Annotated in this window: 12 protein-coding genes; 9 read left to right on the top strand and 3 right to left on the bottom strand. The window is 50.9% G+C overall.

Features of this window, described 5'->3' with window-relative positions; translation table 11 throughout:
- The first annotated feature begins 8 nt into the window (after window positions 1-8).
- Window positions 9-824 carry a phosphonoacetaldehyde hydrolase gene (gene phnX / locus LGV68_RS17750; RefSeq protein WP_252536780.1) on the top strand — a complete coding sequence of 272 codons (816 nt, stop codon included), beginning with the start codon at window positions 9-11 and terminating at the stop codon, window positions 822-824.
- 26 nt (window positions 825-850) lie between these two features.
- Here the strand turns inward: phnX and LGV68_RS17745 are convergent, their stop codons facing one another.
- Window positions 851-1531 (bottom strand): DUF1294 domain-containing protein, encoded by a 681-nt coding sequence (locus LGV68_RS17745; RefSeq protein WP_230857658.1) that lies wholly within the window; start codon window positions 1529-1531, stop codon window positions 851-853.
- Window positions 1532-1823: 292 nt separating this feature from the next.
- On the opposite strand from LGV68_RS17745, the gene rnk reads away from it, so the two are divergent.
- On the top strand, window positions 1824-2231 hold the full coding sequence (gene rnk / locus LGV68_RS17740) for a nucleoside diphosphate kinase regulator (protein ID WP_020328682.1): 408 nt from the start codon (window positions 1824-1826) through the stop codon (window positions 2229-2231).
- A 45-nt stretch (window positions 2232-2276) separates the two neighbouring features.
- On the opposite strand, the gene yjjG is transcribed toward rnk, so the two are convergent.
- Complete coding sequence (gene yjjG / locus LGV68_RS17735) at window positions 2277-2951, bottom strand: pyrimidine 5'-nucleotidase (protein WP_044366646.1); 675 nt, start codon at window positions 2949-2951, stop codon at window positions 2277-2279.
- A 101-nt stretch (window positions 2952-3052) separates the two neighbouring features.
- Between yjjG and LGV68_RS17730 the strand changes: the two genes are divergently transcribed.
- The 4 genes from LGV68_RS17730 (at window position 3053) to msrB (ending at window position 8159) form a co-directional block, all read left to right on the top strand.
- Complete coding sequence (locus LGV68_RS17730) at window positions 3053-3970, top strand: LysR family transcriptional regulator (RefSeq protein WP_238848570.1); 918 nt, start codon at window positions 3053-3055, stop codon at window positions 3968-3970.
- 314 nt (window positions 3971-4284) lie between these two features.
- A complete protein-coding gene (gene elbB, locus LGV68_RS17725; protein ID WP_024375070.1) occupies window positions 4285-4935 on the top strand; it encodes an isoprenoid biosynthesis glyoxalase ElbB in 651 nt (216 codons plus the stop codon).
- Window positions 4936-5146: 211 nt separating this feature from the next.
- On the top strand, window positions 5147-6895 hold the full coding sequence (locus LGV68_RS17720; protein WP_252535758.1) for a formate--tetrahydrofolate ligase: 1749 nt from the start codon (window positions 5147-5149) through the stop codon (window positions 6893-6895).
- A gap of 133 nt (window positions 6896-7028) precedes the next feature.
- A complete protein-coding gene (gene msrB, locus LGV68_RS17715; RefSeq protein ID WP_100267867.1) occupies window positions 7029-8159 on the top strand; it encodes a peptide-methionine (R)-S-oxide reductase MsrB in 1131 nt (376 codons plus the stop codon).
- Here the strand turns inward: msrB and LGV68_RS17710 are convergent.
- Window positions 8152-8985, bottom strand: a complete 834-nt coding sequence (locus LGV68_RS17710; protein ID WP_100267868.1) for a helix-turn-helix domain-containing protein — start codon at window positions 8983-8985, stop codon at window positions 8152-8154. The genes msrB and LGV68_RS17710 overlap by 8 nt on opposite strands.
- Window positions 8986-9404: 419 nt before the next feature.
- Between LGV68_RS17710 and LGV68_RS17705 the strand changes: the two genes are divergently transcribed.
- Genes LGV68_RS17705 through eat form a run of 3 tightly spaced genes read left to right on the top strand, consistent with a single transcriptional unit; the run spans window position 9405 to window position 13072 of the window.
- The gene (locus tag LGV68_RS17705) at window positions 9405-10808 is read left to right on the top strand and encodes an ethanolamine ammonia-lyase subunit EutB (RefSeq protein WP_252535757.1); all 1404 of its coding nucleotides are present in this window, start codon (window positions 9405-9407) and stop codon (window positions 10806-10808) included.
- Window positions 10805-11647 (top strand): ethanolamine ammonia-lyase subunit EutC, encoded by an 843-nt coding sequence (eutC, locus tag LGV68_RS17700; RefSeq protein WP_222765827.1) that lies wholly within the window; start codon window positions 10805-10807, stop codon window positions 11645-11647. Before LGV68_RS17705 ends, eutC begins: the two co-directional genes overlap by 4 nt.
- 30 nt (window positions 11648-11677) lie before the next feature.
- Window positions 11678-13072 carry an ethanolamine permease gene (gene eat, locus LGV68_RS17695; RefSeq protein WP_020328692.1) on the top strand — a complete coding sequence of 465 codons (1395 nt, stop codon included), beginning with the start codon at window positions 11678-11680 and terminating at the stop codon, window positions 13070-13072.
- The last annotated feature ends 27 nt before the right edge of the window (window positions 13073-13099 follow it).

Below are 13099 nucleotides of genomic sequence, written 5' to 3'. Positions count from 1 at the left end.
AGGAAATCATCATGCACTCACCGATTCAAGCCGTTATTTTTGACTGGGCTGGCACCATTGTCGACTTCGGATCTTTCGCCCCGACAACGATTTTCGTCGAAGCCTTTCAGCAAGGTTTTGATTTTGAAATTTCACTCGATGAAGCCCGCGTACCCATGGGATTGGGCAAATGGGATCATATTCAAGCTGTTGGCCGGCTGCCCGACGTGGCTCAACGCTGGGAGCAACAAATGGGCCGCGCCATGAGCAGCGCGGACATCGATGCCATTTACGCCGCGTTTATGCCGCTGCAAATTGCCAAAGTGGCGGATCACGCCGCGCCGATTCCACACGCGATTGAGGTGGTGAACGCGCTTAAGCAGCGCGGCATTAAAATCGGATCTTGCTCCGGCTATCCGCGTCAGGTGATGGATGTGTTGATCCCGGCCGCGCAGGCATACGGGTATCAACCAGATTATGTGGTCGCAACCGATGATCTGCCGCAAGGGGGGCGACCTGCGCCGTTCATGGCACTCAAAAATGTGATTGAACTTGGTGTGACAGATGTACGCGCCTGCATCAAAGTCGATGATGCAGTGCCCGGCATTGATGAAGGCCACAACGCTGGTATGTGGACGGTCGGATTGCTGCTGTCGGGCAACGAAGCAGGACTCACCGAACAAGAGTATCTGTCTGCGGACAGAGCCACACTCAACACCGCCCGCGCTCGCGCTCGCGACAAACTCTCGCAAGCCAATCCCCATTACCTGATTGATACCATCGCCGACTTTCCGGCTGTGGTTGCTGATATCGAACGCCGCTTACTCGCAGGGGAACGACCATAAAAAAACGGGCCTTAGCCCGTTTTTCTTCAGAACAGTTTTAAACTCGAGATGATCGTCGACATCAACATCGCTCCGGGCGCCGTCAGGGTATAGACGAAGATGGAAAAATTAATCAACACGGTTAACCAAAATATCATTCGAAATGGCTGTTCAAGGGTTTTGAATTTCAGCAGTGCCTGCGCCATCAAGGCACCGGGCCAGCCACCCAGAACGGATAGCGTGTGCAGCAACCACTCAGAAACCCGCCAATCGTTGTGATACATAGCACTTCGGTCAAACGCGTACACCGCATAGGTAATGGCGCTGATTAAGATGTAGAACAACACCACTATCGGCGGATATTTCACCAGATAGATACTGGCAAAAAGCACGGTAATAAACCAGACTGACAAAGCGAGTGACAATCCGTACACCAAAGGCCGATGAATATCGACGGCGTGCAGAGAACCGTCTGGTTCTTTCGTCAGTTTGAAATGTACCGCCTCATTAACTTTTGGTCTTTGCGCGTGACCTTGAAGATCGGAAATGTGGAAGAAGATTTTGCCGCGATAGTTATCGACCGTAATAAAGCCATACCCTTTCGCGTCATTCCATTCAGAGATTTTACCTGCAATAGCCATGATGAACTCGCACTCATCCCTCACACTCAGTGTCAGAGACTTGTTATGCCCAGCCGCCACTTCGCCTGTCGTTATTATGTTTGGCAAAGCTCCTGAGAACGCACAGACGCACTCAATTAAAGCGTAGTCCCTGCTTAAAAATAAGATCAAGCCGAAGATCGTTTTTTTGTCGATTTTGCTTCGCCGGCTGTGGCTGGATGAAAGCTCATCACTATTTACAAACATACACAATTTATTACTTAAAAACTGTGTGCATATCGATTGAATTCTTACATTACAAAGACTAAGGTTTCACGTACCACCTTGTGAAATCTATAAACCGTATGGTTTTATGCCGCCCTGACCTGTCAGGGCGGTATTTCTTTTTGGAGAAAATAAAATGTCTACTAATCATACAATCGTGGTATCAACTCTGGATATGGACCGCATCAGTGCGCTTCTGGAGCAGATGCCAAAATTGTCACCAGAACTGGAAAAACTAGAAGATGAACTCGACAGAGCGACCATCAAAGAGCCACAGGAAATGCCGGACAATGTCGTCAGCATGAACTCAACCGTGCGGTTTAAGTTCATGGGTAAAGAAGAGATCATTCAGAAGAATCTGGTCTATCCGAACGAAGTGAAAAGCAATGACGATATTTCTATCTTTGCTCCGGTTGGCAGTGCATTGCTAGGCTTAGCAGCAGGCCAAACTCTCACTTGGCCAATGCCTGGCGGCGCGGAGAAAACCATCGAGATCCTCGAAGTGGTGTACCAGCCAGAGCGTGAAGGTGACTTTAGCCGTTAAGAGCGGGATTCCGGTGCAAAGTGATCACTTTGCACCAGGAGCGATTTACGCGAGCAGAATATCTTTTAATTCGTGCAGTGAGCCCACTTCATAGTGCGCATCGATACCGTCCGGCTTTGGATGCTGATGCACATTCAACCAGCAAGTTTCAATCCCAAAGTTCAAACCGCCCAGAATGTCTGAATGCGGGTTGTCTCCCACCATCAACACACGCGCTTTTTCCGGATTTCCCATTACCGACATCGCATGAGCAAAAATGCCCGCATCTGGTTTGGCGATCCCAACCTCTTCTGAAATCACGATGTGGTCGAAATATTCCTTCATGCCCGTTTTAGTCAGGCGTACATCCTGAAGCTCCGTAAAACCATTGGTGATGATCCCCAGTTTTGCTTTGCCTTTTAGCGCTTCCATCAGTTCTTTAGCACCTGGCAGCAACGTACAAATGTCGGCCATCGCTTCCAAAAACGCGCTGTTCAGCTCTGCCGTGGTGGTTTCCAGCTTTTGCGCCCAGGATGCAAAACGAATGTGTTTCAATTCTGCCGCCGTGATCGTACCGTTCTGGTAATCAACCCACAGGGGCTTATTGACTTGTTGGTAGTGGTGAAAGTCTTGTTCCGTAAAGTCTACGCCTTTACGCGCAAACATCAGCTGCATCCCTTTAAAAGCATCGAAATGAAACAGGGTTTCGTCAGCGTCAAATAAGATCCAATCGTACTTCATGTTGGTTTCCTCAAAATGTCGCGCTCAGTCTAGATTGTTTTCCATGAGATGTTAATCTCTGTATATGGAAACTTTTTGTTAAGAATATCTCAACAATTATGATGAATAACACGTTTGCCGCCATTCCTATTTTTGTCGCAGTGGTCGAATGCGGCAGTTTCTCGAGCGCGGCCGAGAAACTCAACATCACTAAGTCTGCCGTGAGTAAACGGGTGACGCAACTCGAAGATGATTTAGGCATTCGCCTGCTGAACCGCACCACACGAAAACTGAGCCTGACCGAGGCCGGAGAGCGTTATTACTACCATGTATCCCAAGCCTTGAGCTATGCGCAACAAGGAAGTGACGCGGTCACTGAATTACAAGGTGAGCCCCAAGGTAAACTCAAAATTACGGCCCCCATGTCATTTGGTGTGTTGCATATTGCGACCATCATTGCTGAGTTCCTTGCCCGCTATCCTAAAGTGGAAATCGACTTGCAGTTGGAAGATCAAATGGTTGACTTGGTTCAAGGCGGCTTTGACCTGGCGATTCGTATCGGCCATTTACCGGTCTCAAATCTGGTGGCCAAACGATTGGTCCGTTGCCGCAGTGTGCTGTGTTGCTCGCCCGATTATCTGACCCGTTATTCCGCGCCGCAGAAACCTTCTGATCTGCTGCAACACAATTGCCTGGTGTATTCCTATTTTCGTGGCGGCAGCGAGTGGACGTTTACCCAAAACGGGGCAGATTTCAAAGTCATTCCTAAAGGCAACCTTAGCGTGAATAATAGCGAAGCGATTCGCCGCGCCCTGCTTGACGGCCTTGGTATTGGTCAGTTGCCAACGTTTCTGGTCAGCAAAGATATTCAAGCCGGAAAACTGCAAACCATCATGGCGGATTTTCCTCTTCCTGAGCACGCCATTTATGCCGTATTTCCTGAAAGAAAACATCTGCCACACAAAGTGCGCGCCTTTATGGAATTTGTCAGTGAAAAATTGGGAGCAGATCAACCATATTGGGATCAAGGTATCTTCTGAGCCAATACGTGCTCAAAAACTCAGAATGACAGTGATTTAACGCAAAGAACGTGTGCCAGAACCGGCTTATAAAACGGGGTAAATCAACCACCGGAGTAGCCGATGAAACACTTTTTGCCCTCGTCCGTCATGCTGATTCCTTTTGTGGTGAAACCCTACCCCGAATCAGATCACGAAATTCGCGACAATGAACAACAACACGAGCAAACAGCTCAACTAGACTTACAAAATAAGCGTCAATCTCAGGCAGGATCAGACCAAGAATAGCACTGGATAATTATTGCACTAGCTCTGGATAGTTAAGGAATCGACCGATGAAAAAAGTAGCCGTGATATTGAGTGGATGTGGTGTTTTCGATGGTGCCGAAATTCATGAATCGGTGCTTGCCCTCCACGCCATTGAAAGACACGGTGCCTCTTGGCACTGTTTTGCTCCCAATATTGATCAGATGCACGTCATTAACCACCTCACGGGTGAAGAGATGGACGAAAAACGAAACGTGCTGGTAGAAGCCGCACGTATCGCACGTGGCAAAATTGAGGATGTCGCGAAGCTTAAAGCCGAAGATTACGACGCTTTGCTATTACCCGGCGGTTTTGGCGCAGCGAAAAACCTGACTGACTTTGCCGTCAAAGGCGCCGATTGCAGCATCAACACTCATGTCGCAGCCGCGTGTCGCGCCTTTGCTCAAGCGGGCAAACCGGCCGCCTATCTTTGCATTGCGCCCACCATCATTCCAATGATCTACGAACATGGCGTGGAAGGCACCATCGGCAGCGACCCGGATACGGCGTGCGCGTTCCGTAAAATGGGCGGTGAACATGTCACCTGCCCGGTCGATGACTTCGTTTTTGACCAGAAACACAACGTACTGTCCACTCCGGCTTACATGCTGGCCGAAAATATTTCCCAAGCGGCAGCGGGTATTGATCGTCTGGTGGACGAGTTGATCAAACTTGCCTAATCACAGTAAAGCGCCGACCGTGGCGCTTTAGTTTTACGCAACTGCGTCCAGCAATTTGCTCCCGATGCAATTGATCGAAATCAGGAATGGTTTAGAATTCTCGCCTCGCAAAACAATCCTCTCGTTAATTCGCTTTACAACCTTCCATTTAAAGCTATTATCGCGACGCAAACGTTTTCCTCACCAATTTCATCCTTATGATGAGGGTTTTATGCTGCCAGATATTGAAATTTGCCGTACCACACCGCTGACTGCCATTGAACAGATCGCCCACAAAGCCGGACTTCTGCCCGAGGAGTTTCACAGTCAGGGACGCTATAAAGCCAAAGTCTCGCTCAATTGCCTGAATCGCCTGCACGATAGACCTTCTGGAAAATTCATTCTGGTCACCGCAATCACGCCAACACCTTTGGGTGAAGGTAAAACGGTGACCACGATTGGTCTGGCACAAGGTTTGGCTCGCTTACAGCATTCGGTCATGGCCTGTATTCGTCAGCCGTCCATGGGGCCAATTTTCGGCGTCAAAGGTGGCGCTGCTGGCGGTGGTTATTCGCAGGTCGCACCAATGGAAGAGCTCAACCTGCATCTGACCGGCGATATTCATGCCGTCACTGCAGCGCACAATCTCGCCGCGGCAGCGATTGATGCGCGCATTTATCACGAACAGCGCAACGGTTATGAGGATTTTGCCGCAAGAACGGGTATGCCTGCCCTGCGTCTCGACCCGCAACGTATCGTGTGGAAGCGTGTGATGGACCATAACGATCGCGCGCTGCGCATGGTCACGGTTGGCCGCAACGAAGATGGCAAAACCATCAACGGTTACGAGCGTGAAGACGGGTTCGACATCTCAGCAGCGTCTGAATTGATGGCGATTCTTGCCCTTGCTGAAGACCTCAAAGATCTGCGCCGCCGCATTGGTAATATCGTCGTCGGCTACAACATTGATGGTCAGCCTGTCACCACCGAAGATTTGAAAGTGGCTGGCGCGATGGCGGTCAGTATGAAAGAAGCCATTGAACCCACACTGATGCAGACCCTTGAAGGCGTGCCGACACTGATTCACGCAGGCCCGTTTGCCAATATCGCACATGGAAACTCATCAATCATTGCCGATGACATCGCCACACGCCTCGCCGACTACACCGTGACCGAAGGCGGCTTTGGTTCCGACATGGGCTTTGAGAAGGCTTGCAACATCAAAGCTAAAGCCTCCGGTAAAGCGCCGGACTGCGCGGTGATCGTCGCAACGTTACGCGGCCTGAAAGCCAACTCGGGGCTCTATGATCTGCGTCCGGGTCAATCCGTACCTGAAACCCTGTTCGCGCCAGATTGCAACGCGTTGACCGCTGGGTTTGAAAATCTCAAATGGCACATCAACAACGTCAATAAATACGGTATTCCTGCAGTGGTGGCGATTAACCGCTTTCCGCAAGATAGCGAAGAAGAACTGGCGCAGTTGAAAACAATGATCGAAGCGCTGCCGAATGATGTGACGGTTGCGTTGTCTGAAGGCTTCGCCAAAGGCGGAGAAGGCACACGTGAACTGGCGGAAAAAGTAGTCGAGCAATGCAGCAAAGCCGCGCACTTTACACCGTTGTATCAACACGATGCGCCGTTATTCGACAAGCTTAAGGCTGTCGCTATCAATGGTTATGGTGCCGGCTCAGTCACTCTGAGCGAAAAAGCGCAAGCCCAGCTTGATGATTTGCAAGCAAAAGGCTTTGGTCATCTTTCCGTGTGTCTGGCGAAAACGCCGTTGTCCATCACCACAGATCCAGCGCAAAAAGGTGCGCCAAGCGGATTTGATGTTCCCATTCGTGAACTGAAACTGTGCGCGGGCGCAGAATTTGTCTATGCCTTATGCGGCAACGTGATGACCATGCCGGGGCTGCCCGAGAAACCGGCGTTTATGGGGCTGGATATCGACGATCAAGGCCGCATCATCGGGCTGAGCTAAGCACCTGCATTACATCCCCCTATTGAAAAGCTTCGCCACTGCGAAGCTTTTTTCTTTGCGTTCGATTTGAAATTTTTCCGTCCGTGTGCCGTTCTTTTCGTATATCCGTTCAACAAAACGAGTAAGAACCGCCATGAAACGTATTACGTTATTTTTGTTTGCCTTACTGGTCTCCGTACCACTCTCTGTATCGTTTTTCTCACAGGCAGAAACTTCTGCCACCAGCAAACACGCCAGTCATGAAGAAATCGCAACACTGGCTGGTGGCTGCTTTTGGTGTACTGAATCTGATCTGGAAAAACTTGATGGTGTGATTACCGTTGTCTCTGGTTATTCCGGTGGCAATGTCGACAATCCGACTTACAAGCAGGTCTCTTCAGGTTCTACGGGTCACATCGAGTCGGTTCAGGTCACGTATGACCCCGATAAAGTCAGCTATGAACAGGTATTGGACCATTTCTTCCGCCATATCGATCCCACCGATGATCAAGGCTCGTTTGTCGATCGTGGTAACCAATATCGCCCGGCGATTTTTTATCATAACGCCCAGCAAAAGCAGATAGCCGAGCGCTTTATGAAAGAGATCGACGAGTCCGGAATCTTCAGAAAACCGCTCAAAACCGAACTGATCGCCTTTAAGAAGTTCTGGCCGGCTGAAGAGTACCATCAGGATTTCTACAAAAAGAGCTCACTGCGTTACAAATACTATCGTTACGCCTCTGGCCGCGATCAGTACTTAGATGAGATCTTTGGCAAAGACCGCGTTGAACACCCAAAAACACTGCGCCAAATCATCGACGAGAGAAAAGGCATCAGCAGTGTGAAGGCCTACACCCGCCCTTCGGATAAAGAGATTCGCGCCAAACTGACTGAGCTACAGTACTACGTCACGCAAGAAGAAGGCACCGAGCACGCGTTTAAAAACGAGTATTGGGATAATAAAGCAGAAGGTATCTATGTTGATGTTGTCTCAGGAGAACCGCTGTTCTCGTCCACCGACAAATACAAATCCGGCACTGGCTGGCCAAGTTTTACCAAGCCGATTAACCCGGCGTATATCGTGACCAAAGACGATAACACGCTGTTTTACACCCGCACCGAAGTGCGCAGCCGCTTTGGTCAATCCCACTTGGGTCATGTATTTAATGACGGCCCTGCGCCGACAGGTTTACGCTACTGTATGAACTCCGCTGCGATGCGATTTATACCTAAAGCGGAGATGCAGGCACAAGGTTATGGTGAATACCTGACACTGTTTAAATGAATGCTGAACGCGATGTGGTGACGAACTGTTGCACCACCGCGGCATGTTGATACCTAAGCGCCCGGTCACGCGTCTGACTGGGCGTTTCACCAAATAACAGCTTGTAATAATGGTTGAACGTGCCGAGATGATAGAAACCAAAGCCAAGTGCAACGTCGCAGATTGCCCGCTGCTGCGATTGATCCAGTAGTACGCGTCGCACCGCATTCAAACGGCACTCACGCAAAAACGTCGCCGGGCTCACTCCAAGCTCTTGTTCAAAACAGTTCTGCAACGTGCGTTGGCTGACACAAGCAATCGCGCACATATCGCTAATACTTAACGGATAATCCCCATTCTGATCAATGTATTGATACAAGCGCCGCAACGCCTGACGCCGAGTATGGTAACTGCGCGGTTCACGTTCAGTCGACACTTGAAACGCACTCAGACGATCAATCACCGCTGCTCGCAACATGGCATGCAAATGCGCTTGTGCGGCACTTTCTTCAATCAGCTTCTGTCCGAGTATCGACCGCGGGCTCAGCGCGTCTCGAATCAAAGACACCAGCGACCAGCAACCGTGTTGCGGTAGACTGTTTTCAACCAATGCTGCCGTTTCCCACTGGGCATTTTCCCATTGTCCCTGACTGCCAAATTGCATTCCGTTCAACAGCAGATCACGGTCGATCACAATGCCAAAAATATGAAAATCCTGTGGTGTGGCCAATTCAAATGATTCTTGCGCCGGACGAATCATCAATTGATGCGTCTCAGCTTGCAGACCATTGACTTTAGGCCGTTGACTATCCATCGAAAAACCAATCCAAACGGCGTTGGGATTCACACAACATTCCTGATGGACGGCGTGACTGGTGTACTCCTCAAACAGGTGCAAACCGGGCAACTTTATTTCATCCAGATACCCATTAAATTGCCCTGCACCGTGTTGATTATACTTTTGTTCCCAAGCACTTAGGCTTTGTGCCTGCTGATTGACATCAAAACTGTATTGTTTGCACCTCGTTGGTGCGCATGAATTCCCTTCATGAAGCAATTGAACCAAATTCATTTTCACCCTCTTGCACCAGCATTACGCACAATTTCTTTTATCTCACTGTTTTTATTGGTTTATTTAACTTTGCCTATTTCCGTCATGCTCGCGGAACAGTTTTCGCAGTTTGTATACCAAGGCAAATTGCAATGTTCAGGCCGCACAGCTCTGAACAAACCCACACCGCACAACGGTAAAGATAGAGAGGCACAATGAGTTCACACTACCGATATCAATTAGGCAGTCAGACCTACCAGTTTGCTTCTTTAAAAGAAGTGATGGCGAAGGCGTCGCCGCTGCGCTCCGGCGACCAATTGGCGGGGGTGGCCGCCACATCGGCAGAGGAGCGCGTGATCGCGCAGATGATATTGGCGGATCTGCCACTCAAAACCTTCCTTAATGAAACTTTGATTCCCTACGAGAACGACGAAATTACCCGTCTGATCATCGATGAGCATGATGCCCGCGCATTCTTGGAAATCGCGCATCTCACTGTAGGCGATTTTCGTAACTGGCTGCTGCAAGAAACCACCACCCATATTGAATTGGCGCGGGTTTGCTCTGGCATCACGCCCGAGATGGCCGCGGCAGTCAGCAAAATCATGCGCAATCAGGATTTGATTCTGGTGGCGAAGAAGTGTCAAGTGACCACCGCATTTCGTAACACCATCGGTCTGCCCGGCCGTTTATCGACCCGTTTGCAACCCAATCACCCGACCGACGATATGAGCGGCATTACGGCATCGATTTTTGATGGCCTGATGTACGGCAACGGCGATGCCGTGATTGGCATCAACCCCGCCACCGACAGCGTAAGCCAGGCGATTAAGCTCATGAAGCTGATGGATGAAGTGATTCAGTATTACGACATCCCGACCCAATCGTGCGTCCTGACCCATGTGACGAACACGGTCGAAGCGATCGAGAAAGGCGCGCCGGTCGATTTGGTGTTTCAATCCATCGGCGGAACCGAAGCCACTAATCAAGGGTTTGGTATCAACCTGAATGTGATTGCCGAAGCCTATGATGCCGCTCAGAGCCTCAATCGCGGCACGGTCGGCAACAATGTTATGTATTTTGAAACGGGCCAAGGCAGCGCGCTGTCGGCCAACGGCCATCACAACGTCGACCAACAGACCTGCGAAGTGCGCGCCTATGCGCTCGCGCGCAAGTTCAAACCATTACTGGTCAACACCGTGGTAGGCTTCATCGGCCCGGAATATCTGTTTGACGGCAAGCAGATAACTCGTGCCGGGCTAGAAGATCACTTCTGCGGCAAACTGCTTGGCCTGCCGATGGGATGTGACATCTGCTATACCAACCACGCTTACGCCGATCAAAACGACATGGACAATCTGCTGACGCTGCTCGGCGTCGCCGAGTGCTCATTCATCATGGGCATTCCGGGCTCCGATGACATCATGCTCAACTACCAGACCACCTCGTTTCATGACGCGCTCTACGCCCGCCAAGTGTTGGGTTCCCGCCCTGCTCCAGAATTTGAAGCCTGGTTGAAGAAAATGGAAATCATCGATCAGGATGAACGCAAGCAACTCGCCGACGATTTATCGCCGCACTTTAGCCATCCCTTACGATTGATTCAGGAGGCCGTATGAGTAAGACGCTGACTTCCTCGTTGATCCATGAGGATCCATGGCACAAGCTGCGCCAGTTTACGCAGGCGCGCATCGGTATTGGCCGTGTGGGTACCAGCATTCCGACGCATGAGCTATTGCGTTTTCAGCTCTCGCACGCTCAAGCGATGGATGCGGTGCATGTGCCGCTCGACGAAGCGGAGCTGGTTGACGCCTTGGCGCAAAAATCAGCCATTGTGCCCTATCTTCCTGCGTTTTCGCTACATAGCCAAGCCAGTGATCGCCTCACGTATCTGCAACGGCCCGATTTGGGCCGCAAGCTCGATGATGCCTCGATAGAACGTTTGAAGCAGCACAGCGATAGCACGCCAAGTCCGTACGATCTGGCGATTGTCATTGCCGATGGTTTGTCGTCTTACGCAATCAGTCATCACGCGGCTCCCTTTATCGACGCCTTAATCACGCAGCTCCATGCCGACCAACGACATGATTGGCGTATCGCGCCATTGAGCATCGTGCATCAGGGCCGAGTTGCGGTCGGTGATGACGTGGGTGAAGCGATCAACGCACGCGAGGTGCTGGTACTGGTGGGCGAACGCCCGGGATTAAGTTCCCCCGATAGCTTGGGGCTGTATCTGACCTGGCACCCACAGCGCGGCACCGAAGATTCACTGCGCAACTGTATTTCCAACGTGCGCCCACAAGGGCTGCCTTATGAAGCGGCCGCGATGAAATGCTTCTATCTGCTGGCGGAGTCACGTCGGCTCAAACTCACTGGCGTCGGACTGAAAGATCGCTCTGACGACGCGCAGTTGAATCAACCGATTCAAGCAAACCAATTTTCGTTAACCACTGAATAGATTTTAAGGACATTACTGAGGATCGTTATTATGGAAAATAGCAGCAAACCGGGTCTGAAACGGACCCTTGGAAAATTTCACTTATGGGGCATTGCCGTCGGGCTGGTCATTTCGGGCGAATACTTCGGCTGGAGTTACGGTTGGGCACAGGCCGGAACACTCGGCTTTTTGATCACCACCCTGATCATTGCCACTATGTACACCGCGTTCATTTTCAGCTTTACCGAGCTGTCGACGTCGATTCCCCATGCGGGCGGTCCGTTCGCTTATGCGTATCGCGCCTTTGGCCCGTTAGGCGGCTATGTCGCGGGTTTCGCCACCTTGGTTGAGTTTGTGTTTGCGCCGCCCGCCATCGCCATGGCCATCGGGGCTTATCTCAATGTTCAGTTTCCGACGCTCGACCCGAAATTGGTTGCCGTGGTTGCTTATGTCATCTTCATGGGGCTCAACCTTGTTGGGGTAAGCATTGCCGCGACGTTCGAACTTTTGGTCACCATTCTTGCTATCGTCGAACTGCTGGTCTTTATGGGCGTGGTCTCGCCCGGTTTCTCGATGGCAAACTTTGCCGCGAACGGTTGGGCTGGCAGCGATGTCTTCTCTGGAGAAGCCATTTCCGGCATCTTTGCTGCGATTCCTTTTGCCATCTGGTTCTTCCTCGCCATTGAAGGCGCGTCGATGGCTGCAGAAGAAGCGAAAGATCCGAAACGCACCATTCCGGTGGCGTTTATCGCCGGCATTTTAACGTTGGTAGTATTGGCTGTTGGTGTGATGTTCTTTGCGGGTGGCGCCGGTGACTGGCGTGAACTGTCCAACATCAACGACCCACTGCCGCAAGCCATGAAAATGATTGTTGGTGAATCGAGTGGCTGGTTACACATGCTGGTGTGGCTGGGTTTGTTTGGCCTTATTGCGTCATTCCACGGCATCATCATGGGGTATTCACGTCAGATTTTCGCTTTAGCGCGCGCAGGCTTCCTGCCAAAATCACTCGCCGCTGTAAACCAACGTTATCAAACGCCGCATTGGGCGATTCTGGCGGGCGGCGTGGTGGGTATCGCAGCTATCTTCTCTGACAACCTGATTGTCATTGGCGGGCAACCACTGACTGCAAATATCGTCACCATGGCAGTGTTTGGGGCCATCGTGATGTACATCGTATCCATGTTGGCGCTGTTCAAACTGCGACGCACGGAACCAGCGCTGGAACGTCCGTTCCGCGCCCCGCTCTACCCATTTGCTCCGGCGCTTGCTCTGGGTCTGGCGGTACTTGCTCTGGTTGCGATGGTGTACTACAACTTCCTGCTGACACTGATCTTTGTTGGTCTGTTTGCCCTTGGTTTCATCTACTTTAAAGCCACACACGATGAAAGCTCGATGCAGGAAGGCAATGAAATGCTGCTGATGCCACAAGCCAGTGAAGCGTGACAGAACACCGTCTCCCTGAATTTCAGA

It is taken from the genome of Vibrio sp. LQ2, assembly GCF_023920125.1.
Lineage (GTDB): Bacteria > Pseudomonadota > Gammaproteobacteria > Enterobacterales > Vibrionaceae > Vibrio > Vibrio fluvialis.
Note: the sequence above shows the minus strand (reverse complement) of the source record. Positions and strands in the feature narration are given on the sequence as shown.